The organism is Limnohabitans sp. (genome assembly GCF_023910625.1).
In the GTDB taxonomy this organism is placed as follows: Bacteria; Pseudomonadota; Gammaproteobacteria; order Burkholderiales; family Burkholderiaceae_C; genus Limnohabitans_A.
Map to the genome: position 1 here is coordinate 105,259 of NZ_JAAVVW010000002.1, position 25,439 is coordinate 130,697.

Sequence of the window (25,439 nt, forward strand, 5' to 3'; positions counted from 1 at the left end):
ACATGACCAAGAAATCAGCAGAAAAAAGCACCCCAAAAAGCACCAAAGCCTCGCGCTCACCGGCCCCAGCTGCAGCACAGGACACGAACAAAAGTCCAGGTTCAGAAGCCAACCATTCTGTGGTTAAGGCGCCGCGATCCCTGGGCAAGAAGCAACTCGCTCGTGCCGCCGCCCTGGTAGCCACAGACGCCCCGCTGCCTCGCCAGCTCAAAACTGAATCATTCGCCTCCAGCGATTTTGAGCAACTGCCGCACGTCAGTGCGGTGGCCGGCGCCGCTTTGCAGGCCGACATCGTCGAGGTCAACAGGGCGATTATCCGACTGCTCAAAACCGCTGCACGCATGGGTTCCGCAGAGCCTCTGTCGCCCATTTTACTGGGGACGACCCAAGAGATGATCGATCTGTTTTTCAGCCCGAGTGCGGGCGAAAGACTGCTCAGCCAGTCGATTGGCTTCCCCCTGTTCCAACTTCGCATCCACGACGTCGGGGTGATGCGCCAACTGCTGTCTGACGGGCTTGTGAGCGCAACATCAGTACAGGCGCTCACGAAGACGTTCCCTCTCGAAGTCGTGCAGACATCCACGCGTCAACGGAGGTTTTAACCATGGGCACTTCAAACGCTTCTTTGTCGCACCCGGCTTACCCGTGGGCAGTCATGATGGTGCGTATGGGTGCCCGCGCTTGTGTCGTCTCTCAAATCACCGGCCTCGCCCAGTTGGATGCACGCACAATTTGGAAACAAATAATGGGCGAAAGCTCGCCCAGCGGACAGCAACCAAACGACATGCTTTGGTATACACGCACACCGCAACGCAGGAGTCATGCAGCCCTTTTGGTAAGGCTCTATGACAAGGCCTGCGCGACCTTACCCGATTATGCGGCCTTCGCGCACGCTTACTACCACTACGCACGCATGACAGCATCCCCTGCCACTTCTAATTCATGGGTGAGCAGGGATGAGCCGGCATTCCGCCGCAGTGAGCAAGACTACGTGATTCCGTTTGGTCGTGGCTTTTTCTTGTGCCAGTCTTACACCGATGATACCTTTGCCGGGGGCCGGCGCAAATGTGAGCTGATCATTCGTCGGTGCCGAAAATGCCAAGGCCAGTACATGTCACACGATAGCGAAGCCGCGCAAGTCTGCCCAAACTGCGGTAAAGATCATTTGGCAGGAGATGGTTGATTATGGAGACGACCATCCGGGCCACCCCCGAAAACGCGCCCCTCATGCGCAAGGTTATTGCGGAGTGGCCAGAGCTCAACAATTGCATCGACAGTCTGCGCCAGCAGGGGGTGTTTCCTGGGCTTCGGGTGATGTCGATCACGGTTCCCGAGGGTTGCACCCTCGATGACCTGATCAAGCCTCACGACACTACAGAAAAGAACAAAGGATCGCCAAATGAATGACTTGCCCCATGCCTTGGACGAACTCATACAGGCCCAAATCCGAGATGATCGGTGCTTCAGATCCGCAAAGGATCAAAACGCTCATCCAGTCTCTGTGTACGAATTGGAAACCAACTGGTTCGCCTCAGCAACAGGTAAGGGGCGGACATGAGCCTCAACCGCCAGCAACTTTGCGCCGCCTTGGCAATCAGCGAAAGCACCGTCCGCAGACTTGAGCTTTCTGGTCTGCCTTACACTCCCGTCGGCGTGCGGTCTAAGCGCTACGACTTGGACGAGTGCAAAACGTGGCTGAAGGAGCATCAACCGTGTCAATCTGGGACGACAAGAAGGGCCGCAAGCACATCGGGATCATGGTCGATGGACAACGGGTCCATCGCATCCTTGCGCCGGGTGCAACTGCGGGTGATGCCAAGCGCATAGAAGCTGAGCTGCGGGCGGCCATGGCCAAGGCCTCCGGCAGCTCCCCGCAACTGGGCGACATGCCCATGACCACGGCGCTGCACCTGTACATTCAGCACGCTGCCAGCTTGCGCAGCGCGTCCACCAGCGAACAGCACGCCTTGCGCCTTGCCCCTTGGGCCGAAAAGTACACCGCCGCCCAAGCGCGTGAATTCACGGCGCACGCGGTCAAAGACCTGAGCACCCAATACGCCCCGGCCACGGTCAACCGGTCGCTGGCCACGCTCAAAAAAGGCCTGACCATTGCATGGGAGCGCGGTCTGACACCTGAAAACTTCGGCCTGCGCATCAAGTTTGTGCCGGTGAACAACAAGCGCGAGGTGTTCCTGAGCATCGAGCAGGTCGGCCAGATCGCCCAGCATTGCACAAAGCAGGTGCAGGCGGTCATTTGGGCGGCACTGCTCACCGGGGCCAGGCGCGGCGAGCTGGTGAAGATCCGCGCCGAAGACATCGGGCCCGACACCATCAACCTGCCAAGCAGCCACACCAAGACCCTGAAGGCCCGCGTGATCCCAATCATCCCGGCGCTGCGCCCGTGGCTGGTGTACTTTCCGACCGAGGTGGGCGTGGAAGGCATCAAGACCGCTTGGCAGCGTGCGCGGGTCAAGGCGGGTATGGAGCATGTGAATTTTCATGACCTGCGCCACAGCTGCGCGTCGATCATGCTGGGCTTGGGCGTGGACCTGTACACGATCAGCAAGATTTTGGGGCACAGCACGGTGCAGACCACTCAGCGGTACAGCCACCTGCAAGTGGACGCTCAGCGCCAGGCGCTGGAAAAGCTGGGAAATTTGATGGTGAAAGTGTCTTAGCCGGATGAGTCCACCACCGCGAAGGTGGTGGGCGGTGCAGGTTTCGAACCTGCGACCCCCACAGTGTGAATGTGGTGCTCTACCCCTGAGCTAACCGCCCGGTTTACACATGAAATTACACAGGGCGCGTGTAACTTGTTGATTCTTAAGGGCTAAGCAGTGCAGTGTGAATGCAGTGCTCTACCGCTGAGCTAATCGCCCTGCGCTTTGCAGCGAGGACAGCCATTATGACACACAAAGCCTGGTGTTTTTGCCGACGAAGGGACTGGATGGATTGTGAGGCGGCTGCATAGACCCCAAGGCAGGCGGGTTCAGCTCGCCTGGGTTTGTCGCCAGACGGTTTTGCCGCCGCTGGATTTGTCGAGTTGCAACAAAAGCTCTTCGTGGGCAGCGATTTCCTGTGGATTGGCCGTCAGAACGGGCAGTGCATATTGGCTGAGATCGGCCCCCACCAACGAGGAGTGCGCGTCTCCTGTGGCATCGGCGGCAACGATCAGCAAAGCCTCTTGGCCGCGTGTCATGTTGATGTACACATCGGCCAGCAATTCAGCGTCGAGCAAAGCGCCGTGCAGGGTGCGACCCGAATTGTCAACTTCCAGACGATCGCACAGGGCATCGAGGCTGTTGCGTTTGCCTGGAAACATTTCCTTGGCCATGACCAGGGTGTCGATGACGTTGCTGACGTAGGATTTCAGAGGTTGTTTGCCCACCCGCTCCAGCTCTTTGTTCAAAAAGCCCATGTCGAATGCGGCGTTGTGGATGATCAGTTCCGCATCACTCAGGTATTTGAGGATGTCATCGGCCAGCTGGGCAAACTTGGGCTTGTCACGCAAAAATTCGTTGCTGATGCCGTGCACCTTGAGCGCGTCTTCATGGCTGTCGCGCTCGGGGTTGAAATAAAAATGCAGGTTGTTGCCGGTGAGCTTGCGGGCATACAGCTCCACACAGCCCAGCTCGATGATGCGGTCGCCACCTTCGGCCGACAGGCCCGTGGTTTCGGTGTCCAGAACGATTTGACGCATGGTTCGACTTCGCTCAGTGCAGCTCTTTGGCGTGGTTGATGGTGTAGCGCGGGATCTCGATGACCAGATCGCTCTTGGCCACAAAGGCCTGGCAGCTCAGGCGCGAGTTGGGCTCCAGGCCCCAGGCGCGGTCGAGCAGGTCTTCTTCGGTTTCTTCCATCTCACCCAGGCTTTTGAAGCCTTCGCGCACCACCACATGGCAGGTGGTGCAAGCTGCGCTCATGTCGCAGGCGTGTTCGATGTTGATGTGGTTGTCGAGCAGCGCTTCGCAGATGCTGGTACCCGCAGGCGCGGTGATTTCTGCACCGTTGGGGCAGTATTCGGCGTGGGGCAGGATTTTGATGACGGGCATAGGGGTCTTTGAATTCGATACAGGGCAGACTTTACAAGGACTGGATGTTTTGACCAGACAGCGCCTTTTGGATGCTGTGGTTCATGCGCTCGGCCGCAAAGGCTTCGGTGCCCTTGGCCAGCGCCTGGGTGCAGTCTTCCAGGGCCTTGGCGTCTTGCTCGGTCTGGACAGCCGCTTGCAAGGTGGTCATCAAGGCGTCGATGCTGGCGCGCTCGGCAGCGCTCAGCAATGGGCCGTCAGCGGCCAAGGCGCTGCGCGTGGCCAGCAGCATGCGGTCGGCGTCCACTCGCGCCTCGACCAAGGCGCGGGCTTTCATGTCGGCTTGGGCTGTGGTGAAGCTTTCCTGCAGCATGGTGGCAATCTGTTCGTCGCTCAAGCCATACGAAGGCTTGACGTCAATGCGCGCCTCCACGCCGCTGATTTGTTCTTTGGCACCCACGCTCAACAAGCCATCGGCGTCCACCGTGAAGGTGACGCGGATGCGGGCCGCGCCTGCGGCCATGGGCGGGATACCGCGCAGCTCAAAGCGGGCCAGGCTGCGGCAGTCTTGCACCAGATCGCGCTCGCCCTGCACCACATGCAGCGCCAGCGCAGTTTGGCCGTCCTGATAAGTGGTGAAGTCTTGCGCCATGGCGGTGGGGATGGTCTGGTTGCGCGGGATGATGCGTTCGACCAAACCGCCCATGGTCTCGATGCCCAGAGACAACGGAATCACATCGAGCAGCAGCAACTCACCTGCGGCGTTGTTGCCTGCCAGTTGGTTGGCCTGAATGGCCGCACCCAAGGCGACGACTTCGTCGGGGTTGAGGTTGTTGAGCGGGGCCTGGCCAAAAAACTCGGCCACGGCCTGCTGAATTTGCGGCATGCGGGTGGAGCCACCCACCATGACCACGCCTTGCACATCGTCCTTGGCCAGTTGCGCATCGCGCAGCGCTTTGCGCACGGCGGTGATGCAGCGGGCTGTCAGGGCTTGGCTGGCTTGCTCGAAATCTGTGCGGCTGATTTGCACCAGCAAGCTGCCGCAGGACAAGGCCGCTTTCAACGTGACCGCATCGGCGCTGCTGAGGGCTTCTTTGGCGGCGCGGGCAGCGGCCTTGAGCACGGTCTTGTCTTGGGCCGTGGCCGCCTGCAAGTCGGGCTGGCGGGCCATGGCTGCATCGGCCAAGGCTTGGTCGTAATCGTCGCCACCCAGGGCTGAGTCGCCGCCAGTTGACAAGACCTCGAACACGCCTTGAGTCAGGCGCAGGATGGAGATATCAAAAGTGCCGCCACCCAGATCGAACACGGCGTAAACGCCTTCGCTCGAATTGTCCAGGCCATAGGCAATCGCCGCGGCAGTGGGTTCGTTGATCAGGCGCAACACATTCAGGCCCGCCAATTGCGCGGCGTCTTTGGTGGCTTGGCGCTGGGCGTCGTCAAAGTAAGCGGGCACGGTGATCACGGCACCATACAGGTCGTCGTTGAAGGTGTCTTCGGCGCGGTAACGCAGCGTGGCCAAAATTTCGGCGCTCACTTCAACAGGCGACTTGGGGCCTTGCACGGTCTGGATGCTGAGCATGCCCTGATCGCTGGCGGTGAACTCATAGGGCAGCTTGCTGCGGTCGGCAATGTCTTGCAGGCCACGGCCCATGAAGCGCTTGACCGAGGCGATGGTGTTGACCGGGTCTGAGGCGGCAGACTGCACCGCATCAAAACCAATCTGACGGCCCTGCCCCGGCATGAAGCGCACCACCGACGGCAGGATCACCCGGCCATCGTCGTCTGGCAAACATTCGGCCACGCCGCTGCGCACCGAGGCCACCAGCGAATGGGTGGTGCCCAGGTCGATGCCCACGGCAATGCGGCGCTGGTGCGGGTCGGGCGACTGGACCCGGTTCGGAAATCTGCAGTAAGGCCATGGTCAATCGGGAGGAGGTCAGTTCAATCGGTCGAGTTTAGCGTTCACTTCTTGCGTGAAGCGCTCAATGAACATGAGCGCCCTCACCTGCCCCACGGCTTGGGCGGGGTCTTTGGCCACATCCAGCAAATCGCCCAGCGTTTGCTCGACAAGGCGCTGCTCTGCAGCCACCTCATCAGCCAGGGCTTCAAGGCCTTGGACACTGCCCGTCTCTTCCAGACTTTCGCGCCATTCCATTTGCTGCATCAGGAATGCTGGGGGCATGGCGGTGTTGTTTTCGGCCTGCACGGGCGCACCTTGCAGTTCGCACAAATAAGCCGCGCGTTTGAGCGGGTCTTTCAGGCGCTGATAGGCCTCGTTGATGCGCACCGACCACTGCATGGCCACGCGTTGGGCAGCAGCGCCATCGGCAGCAAAGCGGTCGGGATGGGCTTCGCGTTGCAGGGCTTTCCAACGGGCATCGAGTTGAGCGCGGTCCTGTGCGTACTGCACAGGCACATCAAACAGCTCGAAGTCGTTGGCTTGAAGCGAAATCACACGCGGAAAGACTCACCGCAACCGCAGCGGTCACGCTCGTTGGGGTTGTTGAAGCGGAAGCCTTCGTTCAGGCCTTCGCGCACAAAGTCGAAGTTCGGTGCCGTCGATGTAAGCCAGACTTTTCGGGGTCCACCAACACCTTGACGCCGTGGCCTTCAAAGACCACAGTCTTCGGGGGCGATGTCGTCCACGTACTCAAGCTTGTAAGCCAAGCCCGAGCAGCCCGTGGTCTTGACGCCCAGACGCACACCCACACCCGAGCCGCGTTTGGCCAGGTAGCGGGTGACATGCCGAGCTGCGGCAGCAGACAGTGAGATGGCCATGTCAGTTCAGGTGTTTCTTTTTGTAGTCTTCCACGGCCGCCTTGATGGCGTCTTCGGCCAGGATGGAGCAGTGGATTTTGACCGGTGGCAGCGCCAGCTCTTCGGCGATTTCGCTGTTCTTGAGGGCTGCAGCCTGGTCCAGGGTTTTGCCCTTGACCCATTCGGTGACGAGTGAGCTGGACGCGATGGCCGAGCCGCAGCCGTAGGTTTTGAAGCGCGCGTCTTCGATCACGCCGGTGGCCGGGTTGACCTTGATCTGCAACTTCATCACGTCGCCGCAAGCCGGTGCCCCGACCATGCCGGTGCCCACGCTGTCGTCGCCCTTGTCAAAAGAGCCGACGTTGCGGGGGTTTTCGTAGTGGTCAACCACTTTTTCAGAATATGCCATGGTGTTTTCTCCGTGTTCAGGTCAGTGTCAACTCAGTGGGCAGCCCACTGAATGGTGCTTAAATCAATGCCATCTTGGTGCATTTCCCACAGGGGGCTGAGTTCGCGCAGCTTGGCCACGTTCTCGCGGATGGTTTGGATCGCGTAGTCGATGTCTTCTTCGGTGGTCCAGCGGCCAATGGTCATGCGCAAGCTGCTGTGGGCCAACTCGTCGCTGCGGCCCAGGGCGCGCAACACATAGCTGGGCTCCAGGCTGGCCGAGGTGCAGGCCGAGCCCGACGACACCGCCAAGCCCTTGATGCCCATGATCAGCGATTCGCCTTCGACAAAGTTGAAGCTCATGTTGATGTTGTGCGGCACGCGTTGGGTCGCGTGGCCGTTCAGGAACACCTGCTCCATGTCGCTCAGGCCATTGATCAGGCGGTCGTGCAAGGCACGCGCCTTGGCGTTGTCTTGCGCCATCTCCAGCTTGGCAATGCGAAACGCCTCGCCCATGCCCACACACTGGTGGGTGGGCAAGGTGCCCGAGCGCATGCCGCGCTCATGACCGCCACCGTGCATTTGTGCCTCCAGCCGCACGCGGGGCTTGCGCCGCACATACAAAGCGCCGATGCCTTTGGGGCCGTAGGTTTTGTGCGAAGCCAGGCTCATCAGATCGATGGGCAACTGGGTCATGTCGATCTCGACCTTGCCGGTGGCTTGGGCCGCATCGACGTGGAAGATGATGCCTTTTTCGCGGCACAGGTTGCCAATCGCGGTCACATCCTGGATCACGCCGATTTCGTTGTTCACGAACATCACGCTGATGAGGATGGTGTCGGGGCGAATGGCGGCCTTGAGCGCATCCAGGTTGAGCAAACCATCGGCCTGCACGTCCATGTAGGTCACTTCAAAGCCCTGGCGCTCCAGCTCGCGCATGGTGTCGAGCACGGCTTTGTGTTCGGTCTTGACGGTGATCAGGTGCTTGCCGCGTGACTTGTAAAAGTGCGCTGCGCCCTTGATGGCCAGGTTGTTGGACTCGGTGGCGCCGCTGGTCCAAACGATTTCGCGGGGGTCGGCACCGATCAAGTCGGCCACTTGCTCGCGGGCTTTTTCGACAGCGGCCTCGGCCTCCCAGCCCCAGGCGTGGCTGCGCGATGCAGGGTTGCCAAAGTGTTCACGCAACCAGGGGATGATGGCGTCCACCACGCGCGGATCGCAGGGGTTGGTCGCGCCGTAGTCGAGGTAAATGGGGAAATGTGGGGTGGTCATGGCTTGTACTGCTTCATCGATCAGGATTTTGCGAACATGTTGCCCAAGTCAAACACCGAGTTGGGCACATTCACGCGGATGGGTTGGCTGATCGGCATCGGGGCAATCGCGCGCTTGAGGCTGGGCTTGTTTTCAACAACCAAGCCTTTGGCCAATTGGTCGTCCACCAACTTTTGCAGGGACACCGAGTCCAAGAACTCCACCATTTTGGAGTTCAGGGAAGCCCACAGGTCGTGCGTCATGCAGCGGCCCTCGCCGCCATTGCAATTTTCTTTGCCGCCGCAGTGGGTGGCGTCAATCGGCTCGTCCACCGACAAAATGATGTCGGCCACCGTGATTTCAGTGGATTTGCGACCCAAGGTGTAACCGCCGCCAGGGCCACGGGTGGACTCCACCAGGTTGTGTCGACGCAGCTTGCCGAACAACTGCTCCAAATAAGACAGTGAAATCTGTTGGCGCTGGCTGATGGCGGCCAATGTCACAGGGCCTGCGTCTTGACGCAAAGCCAAGTCGATCATGGCGGTGACGGCAAAACGACCTTTGGTGGTTAAACGCATGGCAGACTCCTGAAGTGGTGAGAGGCTTGGCCCGCAACCTGCTTGACAGGTTCCCGAGTAAAGAAGTCAAGTATACCTAATCCCGATCAAATCACTCGGGTTATAGGGCCATTCAGGCCCTGATGAGCGGCACGATGGGGTCGCCCCCTGCCGCGCCAAAGGCCTGCTCCTTCAGAACGGTCAGCTGGTCGCGCACCTGAGCGGCTTTTTCGAACTCCAGGTTGCGGGCGTGCTCCATCATTTGCTTTTCCAACTGCTTGATGGCTTTGGCGATGTCTTTCTCGCTCATGTCCTCCACTTTGGCCCGTTGCACCGCCGCCAGTTCCAAGCGCTCGGCTTCTTTGCCCGACTTTTCGCTGTACACGCCGTCGATGAGGTCTTTGACCTTTTTGACAATGCTCTTGGGCGTGATGCCCATGAGCTCGTTGTGGGCCACTTGCTTGACGCGGCGCCGCTCGGTCTCGCCGATGGCTTTTTTCATCGACTCGGTGGTGCGGTCGGCGTACAAAATCGCCCGGCCGTTCAGGTTTCGGGCCGCACGACCTATGGTCTGAATCAAGCTGCGCTCGGAGCGCAAGAAGCCTTCTTTGTCGGCGTCCAAAATCGCCACCAACGAAACCTCTGGAATATCCAAGCCCTCGCGCAGCAGGTTGATGCCCACCAGCACATCGAACGCGCCCAAGCGCAGGTCACGCAAAATTTCCACCCGCTCCACCGTGTCCACGTCGCTGTGCAAATAGCGCACCTTGACGCCGTTGTCGCTCAGGTAATCGGTGAGCTGCTCGGCCATGCGTTTGGTCAGCGTGGTGATCAGCACCCGCTCGTGCTTGTCCACCCGGATGCGGATTTCTTGCAGCACATCGTCCACCTGGTGCGTGGCGGGGCGCACCTCGACCTGCGGATCGACCAAGCCCGTGGGGCGCACCACCTGTTCGACCACTTTGCCCGAATGCGTTTTTTCGTAGTCGGCGGGCGTGGCCGACACAAAGATGCACTGACGCATGCGTTTTTCAAACTCTTCAAACTTGAGGGGGCGGTTGTCCAGTGCGCTGGGCAAGCGAAAACCGTATTCCACCAGCGTGGTTTTGCGCGCCTTGTCGCCGTTGTACATGGCGTTGAGCTGGCCAATCATTTGGTGGCTCTCGTCCAGAAACATGATGGCGTCAGGCGGCATGTAGTCGGTGAGTGTGCTGGGCGCATCGCCCGGGGCCGCGCCCGACAAATGACGGGTGTAATTCTCAATGCCCTTGCAGTGGCCCACTTCGGACAGCATTTCCAGGTCAAACCGGGTGCGCTGCTCCAGGCGTTGCGCCTCGACCAGCTTGCCCATGCCCACCAGCTCTTTGAGGCGTTGGGCCAGCTCCAGCTTGATGGTTTCCACCGCCGCCAGCACTTTGTCGCGCGGCGTCACATAGTGGCTCGACGGGTAGACCGTGAAGCGCGGGATCTTTTGCCGAATGCGCCCAGTCAGCGGGTCAAACAGTTGCAAGCTCTCAATCTCGTCGTCAAACAGCTCGATTCGAATGGCCAGCTCGGAGTGTTCTGCCGGGAACACATCGATCGTGTCCCCCCGCACCCGGAACTTGCCGCGTGAAAACTCCATGTCGTTGCGCTGGTACTGCATGCGGATCAGCTGCGCGATCACGTCGCGCTGGCCCAGCTTGTCGCCGGTGCGCAGCGTCATGATCATGCGGTGGTAGCTCTCGGGCTCGCCAATGCCGTAGATGGCCGACACCGTGGCCACAATCACCACATCGCGCCGCTCCATGATGCTTTTGGTGCAAGACAGCCGCATCTGCTCGATGTGCTCGTTGATCGCGCTGTCTTTTTCAATGAACAAATCACGCTGCGGCACATAGGCCTCGGGCTGGTAATAGTCGTAGTAACTGACGAAATACTCGACCGCGTTCTTGGGGAAAAAACTCGCGGAATTCGCTGTACAACTGCGCCGCCAGCGTCTTGTTGGGCGCAAACACAATGGCGGGCTTGCCAATTTGTGCGATCACATTGGCCATGGTGAAGGTCTTGCCCGAGCCGGTCACGCCCAGCAGGGTCTGAAACACCTCGCCATCGTGCACGCCTTCGACCAACTGCTCAATCGCCACGGGCTGGTCGCCAGCGGGCGGGTAAGGCTGGAACAGCTCAAAGGGCGAACCCGGGTAGCTGACGAATTGGCCATCGAGGGGGACAGCTGTGACCTCTGACAGAGGAATGATTTCAGACATGGGAACTCGTTTTTTGTGGAATGAGGAGCGACTGACCGGACTGAATCTGCCTGCTCAGAGCACGTCCTGAGGTCAATAGCCGCCCAACAAGATGTCGAGCGCATTGACCACCTCGGGTGCTTGGGCGCGCAAATTCAACAGCGGCGCACCCAACCAGCGCACAGGCACTGCGGCCAATGCGGCACTGTCCAGCACCAGTTCCTGACCCTCCACCGTGCAGACAGGGTTGAGGTCACGCATCGGCAAAGGGGCGTATTCGGCGCTGCGCAAGGGGATCACAACACGCGTGGCAATCTTGTCCAAAAAGCTGTTTTGCACGTCCAGCAAATAGGGCGTGCGCTCGCGCATGCGGGCATCCGGGTGGGGATAAACGTCGAACTGGGCCATGGCTCAGAAGCTGCGGTAAGCGTCCAGGGGCAAGCCCTCTTGCTCGATGCGGGCGTTGTAGCTGGCAATGGCATCCAGGTTTTGCGTCTGCCAGCGCGCCCAATACTGGCGCTTGACTTCTTGGGCCAGCAAGGCATCCACCGTGCGCGACACATTCATGTCCAACTCGCGCGCCATGGCCAGCACCTCAGCATTGAGCGATAAATTGACAGGTTTTTTCGGGGCATCTTCAAAGCGCAACATGTGGAACCTCCGAGAAGTATGCGCATAGTTTATGCGCAAAACAGCATCAAAGTGCTTTGCAAGGCCAAGTGCCTGCGGCCCAATCCATCTGCCCAAGGCCCAAAGCCCATGGATTGTGGCGCGCATCGCGTCTTGGGTTTGGACGCGCCGGTGCAGTGGTTTGAGCCTAAAATGGAGGGCTTTTTCCCATCGACTACACAGGATTGTCACCATGTCTTTGTTCTCCGCCGTCGAAATGGCCCCCCGCGACCCGATCCTGGGGCTGAATGAGCAATTCAACGCCGACACCAACCCCAACAAAGTGAACCTGGGCGTGGGCGTGTACTTCGACGACAACGGCAAACTGCCCCTGCTGCAATGCGTGCAAGCCGCCGAAAAAACCATGATGGCCACCCCTACAGCCCGTGGCTACTTGCCGATTGACGGCATCGTGGCTTATGACAACGCCGTCAAGGCGCTGGTGTTTGGTGCTGAATCGGACGTGGTCAAGTCGGGCCGCGTGTCCACCGTGCAAGCCATTGGCGGCACGGGCGGCCTGAAAATCGGTGCCGACTTCCTGAAAAAAGTCAGCCCCAAGGCCAAAGTGCTGATTTCCGACCCCAGTTGGGAAAACCACCGCGCCATCTTCGTGAACGCCGGTTTTGAAGTCGAGAACTACGCTTATTACGACGCGGTCAAACGCGGCAGTCAACTTCGAAGGCATGCTGGCCAGCCTGAACTCAGCTGCGGCGGGCACCATCGTCGTGCTGCACGCCTGCTGCCACAACCCGACCGGCTACGACATCACTGCGTCCCAGTGGGACCAGGTCATTGCCGTCGTCAAAGCCAAAAACCTGACCGCCTTTTTGGACATGGCATACCAAGGCTTTGGCCACGGCATTGCCGAAGACGGCGCGGTGATCGGCAAGTTTGTGGCTGCGGGACTGAACATCTTTGTCTCCACCTCGTTCTCCAAGAGCTTCAGCCTCTACGGTGAGCGCGTGGGCGCCTTGTCGGTGGTGGCTTCAGACAAAGAAGAAGCTTCCCGCGTGCTCAGCCAACTCAAGATCGCCATCCGCACCAACTACTCCAACCCACCCATCCACGGCGGTGCGGTGGTCGCGGCAGTGCTCAACAACCCCGAACTGCGCGCCCAGTGGGAGCAGGAACTGGCCGAGATGCGTGTGCGCATCAAGGCCATGCGCCAGAAACTGGTCGATAGCCTCAAAGCCGCTGGCGTGCAGCAGGACATGAGCTTCATCACCACCCAGATCGGCATGTTCAGCTATTCGGGTCTGACCAAAGACCAGATGGTGCGTCTGCGCAGCGAATTTGGTGTGTACGGCACCGACACCGGCCGCATGTGCGTGGCGGCGCTGAACAGCAAAAACATCGATTACGTATGCGCCTCGATTGCCAAAGTGGTTTGATCTGACTGGTATGGCGTTTGCAGCAGCCTGCAACGGGGCAAAACCTATTGAGCGGTGCAGAAGGTGTCGGCCAATTAGGGGACACACTCAAAAAATACCCTGGGGTCTCCTGTAGTATCGTCGCACCGCATCATTTTGTTGCAAGGGAAATTGTCAAATGCTTTACCAGATTTTCGAAACGCAGCGCTCGATCATGGAACCCTTTTCCGATCTGGCGCAAGCAGCGGCCAAGCTGTACAGCAACCCTCTCAATCCCATGGCGCAAACCCCTTTGGCACAACGCGTGTCTGCAGGATATGCCTTGATGCACCGGTTGGGCAAAGACTACGAAAAGCCAGAGTTCGGCATCAAGACCGTCAAGGTCAACAAAATCGATGTGGCCATCCATGAGCGCATCGAGATCGATAAGCCTTTTTGCGAGTTGCGCCGCTTCAAACGTTTTTCTGACGATGCCGCCACGCTGAGCGTTCTCAAGACCCAACCCGTGGTGCTGATCGTCGCACCGCTGTCAGGTCACTACGCCACCTTGTTGCGCGATACCGTCAAGACCATGCTGCAAGACCACAAGGTGTACATCACCGACTGGAAAAACGCCCGCCTGGTTCCCCTGTCTGACGGTGAGTTCCATCTGGATGATTACGTCAACTATGTGCAGGAATTCATCCGCCACTTGCAAACCAGCTATGGTCATTGCCATGTGGTCAGTGTTTGTCAGCCCACTGTGCCGGTGCTGGCCGCTGTGTCCTTGATGGCCAGTCGTGGTGAAAAAACGCCAGTGACCATGACGATGATGGGTGGCCCCATCGATGCACGCAAATCTCCCACCTCGGTGAACAACCTGGCAACCAACAAGAGCTTCGAGTGGTTTGAGAACAACGTCATCTACCGCGTGCCGCCCAACTTCCCCGGAGCAGGCCGGCGCGTGTACCCCGGCTTCTTGCAGTACACCGGCTTTGTGGCCATGAACCCCGACCGACATGCCAGCAGCCATTACGACTATTTCAAGGACCTCATCAAGGGCGACGACGCCAGTGCCGAAGCCCACCGCAAGTTCTACGATGAATACAACGCCGTTTTGGACATGGACGCCGATTACTACCTGGAAACCATCCAGACGGTGTTTCAGGACTTCAAACTGGTCAATGGCACTTGGGACATCAAGGGTGTGGATGGCCGGATCGAGCGCGTTCGACCCCAAGACATCAAGGGCACGGCCCTGATGACGATTGAAGGCGAACTGGACGATATCTCCGGCTCAGGCCAAACGCGGGCAGCGCAAGACCTGTGCACCGGTGTGCCCGCAATTGAGCGCAAACATATGGAAGTGGCGGGTGCGGGCCATTACGGCATCTTCAGCGGCCGCCGTTGGCGCGATATGGTTTACCCACAATTGGTGAAGTTCATCACCAGCCACGCCCCAGAAGCCAAGTCCGTTGCGCCCAAAACGATGACGAAGACCCCGGCCAAGACCACCAGCACCCCAGAGGCCAAGCCAGCAGCCAAAGCCGTCAAGCGCGCCGCCGCCAAGAAGCCTGCTGCAAAAGCCGTGACCAAAGTCGTGGCCACAGCGCCTGCTGATAGCGGCAAAGCAAGGGTCAATCCGCAAGGTGCCATCAAAACCACCTGGGTGGTGGCCCCAAAAGCCTGAGGCCCATGCCCATGAAGCCCACAGCGCCTGAGACCCAGGCGCTTTTTCTTTTGCTCAACGAGGCCCTGCCGCAAACGCAGTGCACGCGTTGCGGGTTTCCGGACTGCGCCAGCTACGCCATGGCCATGGCCGAGGGGCAAGCACCGATCAACCAATGCCCACCTGGCGGACAAGAAGGCATACAACGGCTTTCAGCGCTGACAGGCCTGCCTGCCTTGCCCCTGAACCCCAAACACGGCCATGAAGGGCCACGCCATGTGGCCATCATCGATGAGGCTTGGTGCATCGGTTGCACGTTGTGCATCAAAGCCTGTCCGACCGATGCGATTTTGGGGGCCAACAAAGTCATGCACACCGTGATTGAGCCATGGTGCACGGGGTGTGAATTGTGCATCCCGGTGTGCCCGGTGGACTGCATTGCGCTGGAGAATGTGACTGACACACGCACCGGCTGGGCAGCATGGTCCGCGCAAGAAGCTCAGACAGCCCTCACGCGGTATGCGTCACGCCAAAAACGCCTGGCGCATGAAGAGGCCGCCCACCAAGCCCGGCTGATCACTGAGGCCGAGCACACCTTGGACGACTTGACCGCCCACACCAAGGGCACCGGCAACGCGCCCGAAGTGGACCGAAAACGCGCCATCATCGAAGCGGCGCTGGCCAAAGCCCGTGCCAAACAACATCCAGGCTGACCGCCCGACATCGGCCTTGATCGCGGTCGCAGACCGCTCCTGCACCGAACCTGTTTTAGACGGCGGAGGCTAATTTCTCAAAAGCACTGACCACCTCGGGTGGGGCCTGCACCAATTCGATCAACACACCCTCGCCGCCCACCGGGAACTCTTCATTCGCCTTGGGGTGCAAAAACGTGATGTCAAATCCAGCAGCGCCCTTGCGGATGCCACCCGGCGCAAAGCGCACGCCTTGTGACGTGAGCCACTCCACCGCCACCGGCAAGTCGTCAATCCACAAACCGATGTGGTTGAGCGGCGTGGTGTGCACGGCGGGCTTTTTTTCGGGGTCAAGTGGCTGCATCAGATCGACCTCGACCTTGAACGGACCCGTGCCGATGGCGCAGATGTCTTCGTCCACGTTCTCGCGTTCGCTTTTGTAGGTGCCGGTCACCTCCAGTCCGAGCATGTCAACCCAGAGTTTTTGCAAACGCCCTTTGTCAGGCCCGCCAATGGCGATTTGCTGGACGCCCAGCACTTTGAAGGGGCGCGTCATTTATTCAAACTCCACGATCATCTGGTCCACAGTGAGCGATTCTCCTTTGGCGGCCACCACTTTCTTCACCACGCCGTCTTGAGCAGCGAACAACACGTTTTCCATCTTCATGGCTTCGATCACGGCCACGCGTTCACCCGCTTGCACCTTTTGGCCCACCGACACGGCCACCTCGACCAACAGGCCGGGCATGGGTGACAAGACAAAGCGGCTGAGGTCTGGCGCTGCCTTGTAAGGCATGAGCTGGTGCAGCTCGGCCATGCGGGGCGACATGACCAGCGCTTCGATGCGGGTGCCGTTGTGCTGCACTTGCAACGCCAACGGGTTCTTCAAGGTACCACGCTCGATTTGCGCGGTAAACGGCTTGCCGTTGCAAGTGCCTTCGATGCGGATGTCGTTCAAACGCGATTTGCTTTCGATGGCGTAGGTCTTGCCCGCCACCGTGATTTGCGCCACGCCAGGCTTGCCGGTAAATTCGTCCACGTGCACCGGGACATAGCGGTTGTTGACGCCTTGTCCCAACTCGACCACCGCATAGTCCTGGCCAATCTTGACGTCGTAACCAGGCAACTGACCGCTGAGGTTGGCAGCGCGTTCGCGAGACTTGCGACGAACGAAGGCCGCCAGGGCGGCCAGGAAGTCGTGGTCGTCGTGGGGCACTTCTTCAGCGCGGAAACCTTGGCTGTACTGCTCGGCAATGAAGCCGGTGTTGAAGTCGCCCGACACAAAACGGGGGTGGGCCAACAAAGCCGACTGAAAGGGGATGTTGGAGCTGATGCCACGGATGACGAAGCCATTCAGGGCTTCGCGCATTTTGGCAATGGCATCCAAGCGGTCTTTGCCGTGCACGATCAGCTTGGCGATCATCGAGTCATAGAACATCGGAATTTCGCCGCCGTCTTGCACGCCCGTGTCCACACGCACGCCATACAGATGGGTGGTGTTGGCCTGAAACATGGTGGTTTGCGGCGTCTGAAAGCGCACCAAGCGACCCGTAGATGGCAAGAAGTTGCGGAACGGGTCTTCGGCGTTGATGCGGCACTCGATGGCCCAGCCGTTGCGCTGCACGTCTTTTTGCTCGATGGACAATTTTTCGCCAGCGGCCACGCGGATCATCTGCTCGACCAAGTCCAGGCCCGTGATGGCTTCGGTCACCGGGTGCTCGACCTGCAAACGGGTGTTCATCTCCAAAAAATAAAAGCTTTGGTCCTTGCCGACCACAAACTCCACCGTGCCCGCCGATTGGTATTTCACCGCCTTGGCCAACTGCACCGCCTGCTCGCCCATGGCTTTGCGGGTGGCTTCAGAGATGAAGGGTGACGGCGCTTCTTCGATCACCTTTTGGTGACGGCGCTGGATCGAACACTCTCGCTCGTTCAAATAAATCACGTTGCCGTGGCTGTCGCCCAGCACCTGAATTTCGATGTGACGAGGCTCTTCAACAAACTTCTCGATGAACACACGGTCATCGCCAAAACTGTTGCGCGCTTCGTTGCGGCAAGAGGTAAAGCCTTCAAACGCTTCCTTGTCGTTGAAGGCCACGCGCAGGCCTTTGCCGCCGCCGCCAGCCGAGGCTTTGATCATCACCGGGTAGCCGATGTCCTTGGCAATTTTGACGGCTTTTTCTGCCGTCTCGATCGCATTGTTCACGCCGGGAATGCAGTTCACGCCCGCAGCGCCCGCCAATTTCTTGGACTCGATCTTGTCACCCATGGCGGCAATTGAGAAATGGCGCGGCCCAATGAAGGCAATGCCTTCGTCTTCGCAGCGCTTGGAGAACTCGGCGTTTTCGCTCAAAAAGCCGTAGCCAGGGTGAATCGCCTGGGCACCGGTGGCCTTGGCTGCGGCAATGATTTTGTCTGCCACGAGGTAGGACTCTCGCGAGGCCGCCGGGCCAATCAGCACGGCCTCATCGGCCAGCATCACATGGCGGGCCTCCTTGTCGGCCTCAGAGTAAACGGCCACCGTCTGGATGCCCATTTTTTGGGCGCTGGCGATGACACGGCAAGCGATTTCGCCACGGTTGGCAATCAGGATTTTGGTAAACATGTTCGATGAGCGTTAAGCTTTGAGTGTTGAGCAGAAAAATCAGGTGTGGCTTCGGTTCAACCGTCTGAACACTGAGCGCCAAACGCTGAACCTCACAGCGGAATGTTCCCGTGCTTGCGCCAGGGGTTTTCAATCTTCTTCTCTTTGAGCATCACCAGCGAACGGCAGATCCGCTTGCGCGTCTCATGCGGCTGGATCACGTCGTCAATGAAGCCGCGCGCGCCCGCCACAAAGGGGTTGGCAAAGCGGGCTTTGTATTCGGCTTCTTTGGCGGCCAGTTTTTCCGGGTCGCCTTTGTCTTCTCGGAAAATGATTTCCACAGCGCCCTTGGCACCCATCACTGCAATCTCGGCATTGGGCCAGGCAAAGTTCACATCGCCACGCAGGTGCTTGGAGGCCATCACGTCGTATGCGCCGCCGTAAGCCTTGCGTGTGATGACGGTGATTTTGGGCACGGTGCACTCGGCATACGCGTAGAGCAACTTGGCACCATGCTTGATGATGCCGCCGTATTCTTGGCTGGTACCGGGCATGAAGCCGGGCACGTCCACAAAGGTGATGACGGGGATGTTGAATGCATCGCAAAAACGCACAAAGCGCGCCGCTTTGATGGCGCTTTTGATGTCCAGGCAACCGGCCAACACTGTGGGTTGGTTGGCCACAATACCGACGGTTTGGCCTTCCATGCGGGCAAAACCGATCAGGATGTTCTTGGCGTAGTCCGGTTGCAGCTCAAAAAAGTCACCATCGTCTACGGTTTTGACGATGAGCTCCTTCATGTCATAGGCTTTGTTGGGGTTATCGGGCACCAGGGTGTCCAGGCTCATGTCCATGCGGCCAGACGGGTCACCGCTGGAGCGCACTGGCGCTTTTTCGCGGTTATTCAGCGGCAGGTAGTTGTACAGGCGGCGCACCATCAGCAGGGCTTCCACATCGTTTTCAAACGCCATGTCGGCCACACCGCTCTTGGTGGTGTGGGTCAATGCGCCGCCCAGCTCTTCGGCCGTGACTTCTTCATGGGTCACGGTTTTCACCACTTCAGGGCCCGTCACAAACATGTACGACGTGTCCTTGACCATGAAAATGAAATCGGTCAGTGCAGGCGAGTACACCGCGCCACCGGCGGATGGGCCCATGATCATGCTGATCTGGGGCACCACGCCGCTGGCCATCACGTTGCGCTGAAATACTTCGGCATAACCACCCAGCGAGGCCACACCTTCTTGAATGCGGGCACCCCCCGAATCGTTCAAGCCGATCACGGGCGCGCCCACCTTCATGGCCTGGTCCATGACCTTGCAAATTTTTTCGGCGTGCGTCTCGGACAAAGCGCCGCCATACACGGTGAAGTCCTGGCTGTACACAAAAACCAAACGGCCGTTGATCATGCCGTAGCCGGTGACCACGCCGTCGCCGGGGATCTTGTTGTCTTGCATGCCGAAGTCGGTACAGCGGTGCTCCACGAACATGTCCCACTCTTCGAAGGTGCCTTCGTCCAGCAAGACCTCGATGCGCTCACGGGCTGTCAGTTTGCCTTTGGCGTGCTGCGCATCAATGCGCTTTTGCCCGCCGCCCAAGCGGGCCGCAGCGCGCTTTTTTTCCAATTGTTCAATGATGTCTTGCATGCTGGGTCTCTCTCAAAAATCAGGTGGGGCGTTCATCCGCGCGAACGGGTTGGGAATGGGCTTGCGCGGCCAGCAACTGGCGCGCAGCCGTCGATGCAGCCAACTGGCCAGAAGCGACTTGTTGACTCAGTTGGGGCAGCAGCGTTTGCACGCGCGGCTGCGCCCGAAAATTGTGTTTGAGCCCCGCGTCGATGCGCTCCCACATCCACGACAGGGCCTGGTGCTGACGACGATCGGCCAAGCGGCCATGGGCTGTTTGCAGGGTCCTGAATTCGGACACTGCCGCCCAGAATGTGTCGACGCCCTGGCCAAGCAAAGCGCTCAGCTGCACCACCTTGGGGTGCCACTGGGTCGCATCGGCGTGCGCGTGGCCCGAACCGCCGTGCATGCCCAGCAGTTGCAAAGCGCTGGTGATCTGCAACGCGGCGCGGGTGGCTGCAATCGCATCGATGTCGGCCTTGTTGATGACCACCAAATCGGCGATTTCCATCACGCCTTTTTTGATGGCCTGCAAATCGTCGCCCGCATTGGGCAGCTGCATCAACACAAACATGTCGGTCATGTTGGCCACGGCGGTTTCGCTTTGGCCCACACCCACCGTCTCGACGATCACCACGTCGTAACCGGCGGCTTCACAGACCAGCATGGACTCGCGGGTTTTCTCGGCCACACCGCCCAAAGTGCCGCTGCTGGGGCTGGGGCGGATGTAGGCGCGCTCGTGCACGCTGAGCAACTCCATGCGGGTCTTGTCGCCCAAGATGGAGCCGCCCGACACGGTGGAAGAAGGGTCAATGGTCAGCACCGCCACGCGGTGGCCTTGGCCGATCAAATACAAACCCAGCGCCTCGATGAAGGTGGACTTGCCCACGCCCGGCACACCGCTGATGCCCAAGCGAAATGACTTGCCCGTGTGCGGCAGCATGGCCGTGAGCAACTCGTCGGCCTGGGCGCGGTGGTCGGTGCGGGTCGATTCGAGCAGCGTGATGGCTTTGGCCATGGCGCGGCGCTGCCCGGCAGCGTTGCCATGCAACAGTCCCTGGAGCAATTGCTCGGGCGTCATGCTTTGTCCCTCATGCCGCGTAGCACGCCCAAATGTGTCACGCGAAAGCCCAAGGGGAACTTCAGTCCGAAACCCAAGGCCCGGTCAAAGCCAATGTGCGCGAACCAGATCAGTGAAGCCTGCAACAGCATGGGCACATCGAGTCCGAGCCCCAGCATTGCCAATAATCCCGCCCCCAGTGTGCTGTGGGTCGCGTTGTAAGCCCACATGCCGACACGCTCGTTGCCAAACACGTAAACCAAAATCGCCAGATCTGGCAGGAAAAACCACAATCCGAATGCCAGCCACGAAAAACCTTGCACTTGGTACAAGGTACACGCCAACAGCAAACACACCACCCCCTCAGCACGCAAAATTTTCAGCGCCGGGTTCATGAGTCCATAGTGATCGCCTTTGATGTCCTGCATGTCCATGTCAGGTTGAGCGAACGGGTTGTTGAGCTTCATGTGCATCGCCTCACAAGATCTCAAAATGCCGCCCATCGGGCAGGCGATAACGCGAGAAGTCGCGCACATCCATGGTCATCACGTTGAGGGTGTTCGTGTCTTGCGCCAACCAAACCAAAGAGGCATCGGCCAAGTCCATTTCTGTTCGAGGCTCAGCGGTATAACGCGCCATCAGCTCCGCCAAGTCGGGGAGGTTCGACACATCAAACGGGAACACGATGACGCCACCTTCGGACACCCATCTCAAAAATCGCTGGACGGCATTGGCACCCAGAAAATGGCACACCTCCACCACACACGGCCAGGTGGTCGTCAAACGCCAGTTTTCAGCCAACAAACTGGTGTAGTGCCGATGCGCCACATCACTGGCGTCAAACAGCGCCACCATAGGGCCGGTGTCGATCAAAGCCACCTTCACGGTTGATCCGTTTCCTGGTGTGAGCCAGACCACTCTTTGCCCTGCTTTTTGGCCTCTTGAAAAGCCAGCCAATCGGCTTGGTGGGCATCCCGTTTGGTTTTGAGTTTGGACCGAATGGCCGCCTTGGTTGGCGAAAGGAATTCATTGCCTTCTGGCAAAGACTCTCGCACCTCCGCTTGCACCTTGAGCAGCAGGTCATAGGGGTTCTTGCGCCCCAACGCTCTTTCCAGCGCAGAAACGATGAACTGTGACTTGGTCACGCCCATGCGTTTGGCGGTCAACTCCAGCTCTTTTTCAAGCAGAGGTTCCAGTCGAACGGATACAGCCATAGCAGACTCCTTGAAAATGCTTGTGATACCGTATTACTGTATCACAGTCATCTTCAAGCCAAAGCCTTCTTGATCTGCTCCAGCACATCTTTGGCGCTGACCGGGATCGGGGTGCCGGGGCCGTAAATGCCCTTGACGCCCGCTTCGTAGAGCATGTCGTAGTCCTGGCGCGGAATCACGCCGCCCACAAACACGATGATGTCGTCGGCACCCTGCTTTTTCAGCTCGGCAATGATGGCGGGCACCAGGGTTTTGTGGCCAGCTGCGAGCGTGCTCACGCCCACGGCGTGCACATCGTTTTCAATCGCTTGGCGGGCGCACTCTTCGGGGGTCTGGAACAACGGGCCCATGTCCACGTCGTAGCCCAAATCGGCGAACGCGGTGGCCACCACTTTGGCGCCCCGGTCGTGGCCGTCTTGGCCCAACTTGGAAATCATCACGCGGGGGCGACGGCCTTGGGCGTCGGCAAAGGCGGCGATGTCGGCCTTGAGTTGGTTCCAGTATTCCATGGTGTCTCCCACGTTTTGGCCATCATCGTAGGCGGCGGCGTACACGCCCGTCACCTTTTGTGTGTCGGCGCGGTGGCGGCCAAAGGCTTTTTCCAGCGCATCCGAAATCTCACCCACCGTGGCACGCAAGCGCACCGCCTGAATGGACAAGTCGAGCAGGTTGCCTTGGCCCGAATTGGCGGCAGCGGTCAAAGCGTCCAACGAGGCTTTCACCTTGGCGCTGTCGCGGCTGGCGCGGATCTTGGCCAAGCGCTCGATCTGGCCGTCGCGCACACGCACGTTGTCAATCGACAAAGTCTCGATCGGGTCTTCTTTGGCCAGCTTGTATTTGTTCACGCCCACGATGACGTCTTTGCCCGAGTCAATGCGGGCTTGCTTCTCGGCCGCTGCGGCTTCGATCTTGAGCTTGGCCCAGCCGCTGCCCACGGCTTGGGTCATGCCGCCCATGGCCTCGACTTCTTCGATGATGGCCCAGGCTTTGTCGGCCATTTCTTGGGTCAGGCTCTCCATCATGTAAGAACCGGCCCAAGGGTCGATCACGTGGGTGATGTGGGTTTCTTCTTGAATGATGAGCTGGGTGTTGCGTGCGATGCGCGAGCTGAATTCGGTGGGCAAGGCGATGGCTTCGTCAAACGAGTTGGTGTGCAGCGACTGGGTGCCACCAAACACGGCCGCCATGGCTTCGATGGTGGTGCGCACCACGTTGTTGTAGGGGTCTTGCTCGGTGAGCGACCAACCCGAGGTCTGGCTGTGCGTGCGCAGCATCAGGCTCTTGGGGTTCTTGGCGTCAAAGCCCTTCATGATGCGGCACCACAGCAAGCGCGCCGCACGCATCTTGGCGATTTCCAAATAGAAGTTCATGCCCACCGCCCAGAAGAAGGACAGGCGACCAGCGAACTCGTCCACGTCCATGCCCTTGGCAATCGCCGTCGTCACATATTCCTTGCCGTCGGCCAAGGTGAAGGCCATCTCGAGCGCTTGGTTGGCCCCAGCTTCTTGCATGTGGTAACCCGAAATCGAGATCGAGTTGAACTTGGGCATGTTCTTGCTCGTGTACTCGATGATGTCGCCGATGATCTTCATCGACGGCTCGGGCGGGTAGATGTAGGTGTTGCGCACCATGAACTCTTTCAGAATGTCGTTCTGAATCGTTCCACTCAGTTTGTCTGGGCTCACGCCCTGCTCTTCGGCAGCGACCACATAGCCCGCCAGCACCGGCAGCACCGCGCCGTTCATGGTCATCGAGACGCTGACCTTGTCCAGCGGGATCTGGTCAAACAAGATCTTCATGTCTTCGACCGAGTCAATCGCCACACCGGCTTTGCCCACGTCGCCCGTCACGCGGGGGTGGTCGGAGTCATAACCACGGTGCGTGGCCAAGTCAAAAGCCACCGACACGCCCTGCCCGCCTGCGGCCAGGGCCTTGCGGTAAAACGCGTTGGACTCTTCAGCGGTGGAGAAACCGGCGTATTGGCGGATGGTCCAGGGGCGCACCGCGTACATGGTGGCTTGCGGCCCACGCAAAAACGGCTCAAAACCGGGCAGCGTGTTGACGTAAGGCAAGTTGGCCGTGTCGGCCGCTGTGTACAGGGGCTTGACGACGATGCCGTCGGGCGTTTTCCAGTTCAGCGCGTTCACATCGCCACCGGGGGCGGATTTGACCGCTGCTTTTTGCCAGGCTTCCAGGTTGGAAGCGCTGAATTCAAAGGATTTGGACGTCATGGCGCTGGGCTTTCGGGACAAAAATGGCTGAATCGGATTGTGGCAGCCCGTGCGGCTGACCGGTGCTCAATGACTGTGATTCATAATTATTGATGCAGAATATTCTAACCGGCTTACAATCGCGCATCTGAAACGCCTGAAATGCCGTTTGACCACGCCCAAACACTCGCCCTCTGATACCCCTCCTCTGATACGCCCCATGTCCGCCCTGTCTCTTGCCCCCCGCGCCCTGTACGAAGAAGTGGCCGAACTGTTGCGCCAGCGCATCTTTGCGCGTGAACTGGAGCCCGGCAGCTGGATCGACGAGTTGCGCATCGCCGAAGCCCTGGGCATCAGCCGCACCCCCTTGCGCGAAGCGCTCAAAGTGCTGGCCGCCGAAGGCCTGGTGACCATGAAGGTGCGCCGAGGCGCTTATGTGACCGAGGTCAGCGAGAAAGACCTGCGCGACGTGTACCACCTGCTGGCCCTGCTCGAATCGGACGCCGCCCGCGTGGTGGCGCAAAGCGCCAGCAACGAACAAATGGCGCAAATCGAAGCCTTGCACCAAAACCTGGAAGCGGCCGTGGACAACCGCGACCACTTCTTCGAGATCAACGAGACTTTTCACATGCTGCTGCTGGAATTGGCCGACAACCGCTGGCGCGACCAGATGGTGGCCGACCTGCGCAAGGTGATGAAGCTCAACCGCCACAGCTCCTTGTTCAAGGAAGGCCGGATTGAGCAATCCCTGGCCGAGCACCGGGCCATCGTGCAGGCCCTGACCCAGCGCCAGCCCGAACTTGCGGCCAAGCGCATGTCCGCGCACTTCACGAACGGCCTGCAGGCCGCGCGGCAAGCCATCTAAAGACTCAAGCGCGCTTTTGGGCGGGACCCCCCGACAAAGCGCCTCGGGCTTTCAGGACAAGGCCCAACTGGGCAACTCGGCCCTGGTCAAAGGCAAGAAACTGCCCACGTCCAAAGAGGTGGCCGCCTTGGGTTACCGCGCCATGCAGCGCGGCCAGCGGGTTTACATACCGGGCTTCATGAACTGGGCCATGGCACAAAGCATGCGCTTGACGCCGCGCGATCTGGCCACCAAAGTGGTCAAAATTTTGACCCACCCCCTCGCTTGAGAACGCCCCCCTGAGCGCACGCCTGC

General features: G+C 59.4%; 24 protein-coding genes, 1 tRNA gene and 4 pseudogenes. 9 read left to right on the top strand and 20 right to left on the bottom strand.

The window, feature by feature from the left end; all coding sequences use genetic code 11:
* Nucleotides 1-2: 2 nt before the first annotated feature.
* From HEQ17_RS00595 to HEQ17_RS00610, 4 genes are all read left to right on the top strand, one after another.
* The gene (locus HEQ17_RS00595; protein ID WP_296290780.1) at nt 3-602 is read left to right on the top strand and encodes a hypothetical protein; all 600 of its coding nucleotides are present in this window, start codon (nt 3-5) and stop codon (nt 600-602) included.
* Between the two features lie 2 nt (nt 603-604).
* Nucleotides 605-1,183, top strand: coding sequence for a FlhC family transcriptional regulator (locus HEQ17_RS00600; protein WP_296290781.1), 579 nt, complete (start codon nt 605-607; stop codon nt 1,181-1,183).
* A 2-nt stretch (nt 1,184-1,185) separates the two neighbouring features.
* Complete coding sequence (locus tag HEQ17_RS00605) at nt 1,186-1,407, top strand: hypothetical protein (protein ID WP_296290782.1); 222 nt, start codon at nt 1,186-1,188, stop codon at nt 1,405-1,407.
* Nucleotides 1,408-1,712: 305 nt separating this feature from the next.
* Nucleotides 1,713-2,678, top strand: coding sequence for a site-specific integrase (locus HEQ17_RS00610; protein WP_296290783.1), 966 nt, complete (start codon nt 1,713-1,715; stop codon nt 2,676-2,678).
* A gap of 25 nt (nt 2,679-2,703) precedes the next feature.
* Here the strand turns inward: HEQ17_RS00610 and HEQ17_RS00615 are convergent.
* The 12 genes and pseudogenes from HEQ17_RS00615 to HEQ17_RS00670 all read right to left on the bottom strand — a co-directional run bounded on the left by HEQ17_RS00615 (nt 2,704) and on the right by HEQ17_RS00670 (nt 11,859).
* Nucleotides 2,704-2,778: transfer RNA gene (locus HEQ17_RS00615), tRNA-Val, on the bottom strand.
* A 211-nt stretch (nt 2,779-2,989) separates the two neighbouring features.
* Nucleotides 2,990-3,700: a DNA polymerase III subunit epsilon gene (gene dnaQ / locus HEQ17_RS00620; protein WP_296290784.1), complete on the bottom strand. Its 711-nt coding sequence runs from the start codon at nt 3,698-3,700 to the stop codon at nt 2,990-2,992.
* A gap of 13 nt (nt 3,701-3,713) precedes the next feature.
* Nucleotides 3,714-4,052: an ISC system 2Fe-2S type ferredoxin gene (gene fdx, locus HEQ17_RS00625; RefSeq protein WP_108352481.1), complete on the bottom strand. Its 339-nt coding sequence runs from the start codon at nt 4,050-4,052 to the stop codon at nt 3,714-3,716.
* Nucleotides 4,053-4,083: 31 nt separating this feature from the next.
* Nucleotides 4,084-5,950: pseudogene (gene hscA / locus HEQ17_RS00630) on the bottom strand (Fe-S protein assembly chaperone HscA).
* Nucleotides 5,951-5,967: 17 nt separating this feature from the next.
* Nucleotides 5,968-6,483: a Fe-S protein assembly co-chaperone HscB gene (gene hscB / locus HEQ17_RS00635; protein ID WP_296291187.1), complete on the bottom strand. Its 516-nt coding sequence runs from the start codon at nt 6,481-6,483 to the stop codon at nt 5,968-5,970.
* Nucleotides 6,483-6,809 (bottom strand): annotated as a pseudogene (gene iscA, locus HEQ17_RS00640) (iron-sulfur cluster assembly protein IscA). Before iscA ends, hscB begins: the two are co-directional and overlap by 1 nt.
* A 1-nt stretch (nt 6,810) precedes the next feature.
* A complete protein-coding gene (gene iscU / locus HEQ17_RS00645) occupies nt 6,811-7,197 on the bottom strand; it encodes a Fe-S cluster assembly scaffold IscU (RefSeq protein WP_296290785.1) in 387 nt (128 codons plus the stop codon).
* Nucleotides 7,198-7,229: 32 nt separating this feature from the next.
* Nucleotides 7,230-8,447: an IscS subfamily cysteine desulfurase gene (locus HEQ17_RS00650; protein ID WP_296290786.1), complete on the bottom strand. Its 1,218-nt coding sequence runs from the start codon at nt 8,445-8,447 to the stop codon at nt 7,230-7,232.
* Nucleotides 8,448-8,467: 20 nt separating this feature from the next.
* The gene (gene iscR / locus HEQ17_RS00655; protein ID WP_296290787.1) at nt 8,468-9,004 is read right to left on the bottom strand and encodes a Fe-S cluster assembly transcriptional regulator IscR; all 537 of its coding nucleotides are present in this window, start codon (nt 9,002-9,004) and stop codon (nt 8,468-8,470) included.
* A 112-nt stretch (nt 9,005-9,116) separates the two neighbouring features.
* Nucleotides 9,117-11,229, bottom strand: a pseudogene (gene uvrB, locus HEQ17_RS00660) (excinuclease ABC subunit UvrB).
* Nucleotides 11,230-11,301: 72 nt separating this feature from the next.
* Nucleotides 11,302-11,616, bottom strand: a complete 315-nt coding sequence (locus HEQ17_RS00665) for a CcdB family protein (RefSeq protein ID WP_296290788.1) — start codon at nt 11,614-11,616, stop codon at nt 11,302-11,304.
* Nucleotides 11,617-11,619: 3 nt separating this feature from the next.
* Nucleotides 11,620-11,859 (bottom strand): type II toxin-antitoxin system CcdA family antitoxin, encoded by a 240-nt coding sequence (locus HEQ17_RS00670; protein ID WP_296290789.1) that lies wholly within the window; start codon nt 11,857-11,859, stop codon nt 11,620-11,622.
* 211 nt (nt 11,860-12,070) lie between these two features.
* On the opposite strand from HEQ17_RS00670, the pseudogene HEQ17_RS00675 reads away from it, so the two are divergent.
* From HEQ17_RS00675 to rsxB, 3 genes and pseudogenes are all read left to right on the top strand, one after another.
* Nucleotides 12,071-13,268: pseudogene (locus HEQ17_RS00675) on the top strand (amino acid aminotransferase).
* 157 nt (nt 13,269-13,425) lie between these two features.
* Nucleotides 13,426-14,916 (top strand): polyhydroxyalkanoate depolymerase, encoded by a 1,491-nt coding sequence (gene phaZ, locus HEQ17_RS00680; protein WP_296290790.1) that lies wholly within the window; start codon nt 13,426-13,428, stop codon nt 14,914-14,916.
* A 5-nt stretch (nt 14,917-14,921) separates the two neighbouring features.
* Complete coding sequence (gene rsxB / locus HEQ17_RS00685) at nt 14,922-15,608, top strand: electron transport complex subunit RsxB (protein ID WP_296290791.1); 687 nt, start codon at nt 14,922-14,924, stop codon at nt 15,606-15,608.
* Between the two features lie 55 nt (nt 15,609-15,663).
* On the opposite strand, the gene HEQ17_RS00690 is transcribed toward rsxB, so the two are convergent.
* From HEQ17_RS00690 to scpA, 8 genes are all read right to left on the bottom strand, one after another.
* Nucleotides 15,664-16,143 (bottom strand): VOC family protein, encoded by a 480-nt coding sequence (locus HEQ17_RS00690; RefSeq protein WP_296290792.1) that lies wholly within the window; start codon nt 16,141-16,143, stop codon nt 15,664-15,666.
* Nucleotides 16,144-18,192 (bottom strand): acetyl/propionyl/methylcrotonyl-CoA carboxylase subunit alpha, encoded by a 2,049-nt coding sequence (locus HEQ17_RS00695; protein ID WP_296290793.1) that lies wholly within the window; start codon nt 18,190-18,192, stop codon nt 16,144-16,146.
* A 92-nt stretch (nt 18,193-18,284) separates the two neighbouring features.
* Complete coding sequence (locus HEQ17_RS00700) at nt 18,285-19,817, bottom strand: acyl-CoA carboxylase subunit beta (protein WP_296290794.1); 1,533 nt, start codon at nt 19,815-19,817, stop codon at nt 18,285-18,287.
* A 19-nt stretch (nt 19,818-19,836) separates the two neighbouring features.
* Entirely contained in the window at nt 19,837-20,877 is a 1,041-nt protein-coding gene (gene meaB, locus HEQ17_RS00705; RefSeq protein ID WP_296290795.1) for a methylmalonyl Co-A mutase-associated GTPase MeaB, read from the bottom strand.
* Nucleotides 20,874-21,323 carry a DUF4260 domain-containing protein gene (locus HEQ17_RS00710; RefSeq protein WP_296290796.1) on the bottom strand — a complete coding sequence of 150 codons (450 nt, stop codon included), beginning with the start codon at nt 21,321-21,323 and terminating at the stop codon, nt 20,874-20,876. Before HEQ17_RS00710 ends, meaB begins: the two co-directional genes overlap by 4 nt.
* Nucleotides 21,324-21,333: 10 nt before the next feature.
* Nucleotides 21,334-21,741 carry a type II toxin-antitoxin system VapC family toxin gene (locus HEQ17_RS00715; RefSeq protein ID WP_146187773.1) on the bottom strand — a complete coding sequence of 136 codons (408 nt, stop codon included), beginning with the start codon at nt 21,739-21,741 and terminating at the stop codon, nt 21,334-21,336.
* Nucleotides 21,738-22,070 (bottom strand): hypothetical protein, encoded by a 333-nt coding sequence (locus tag HEQ17_RS00720; RefSeq protein WP_296290797.1) that lies wholly within the window; start codon nt 22,068-22,070, stop codon nt 21,738-21,740. The genes HEQ17_RS00715 and HEQ17_RS00720 overlap by 4 nt, the downstream gene beginning before the upstream one ends.
* A gap of 53 nt (nt 22,071-22,123) precedes the next feature.
* The gene (gene scpA, locus HEQ17_RS00725) at nt 22,124-24,301 is read right to left on the bottom strand and encodes a methylmalonyl-CoA mutase (RefSeq protein WP_296290798.1); all 2,178 of its coding nucleotides are present in this window, start codon (nt 24,299-24,301) and stop codon (nt 22,124-22,126) included.
* Nucleotides 24,302-24,500: 199 nt separating this feature from the next.
* Here scpA and HEQ17_RS00730 point away from each other — a divergent pair, with 199 nt between their 5' ends.
* Together HEQ17_RS00730 and HEQ17_RS00735 are read left to right on the top strand one after the other, a co-directional pair.
* A complete protein-coding gene (locus HEQ17_RS00730) occupies nt 24,501-25,145 on the top strand; it encodes a GntR family transcriptional regulator (protein WP_296290799.1) in 645 nt (214 codons plus the stop codon).
* A gap of 16 nt (nt 25,146-25,161) precedes the next feature.
* Nucleotides 25,162-25,413, top strand: coding sequence for a hypothetical protein (locus HEQ17_RS00735; RefSeq protein ID WP_296290800.1), 252 nt, complete (start codon nt 25,162-25,164; stop codon nt 25,411-25,413).
* The last annotated feature ends 26 nt before the right edge of the window (nt 25,414-25,439 follow it).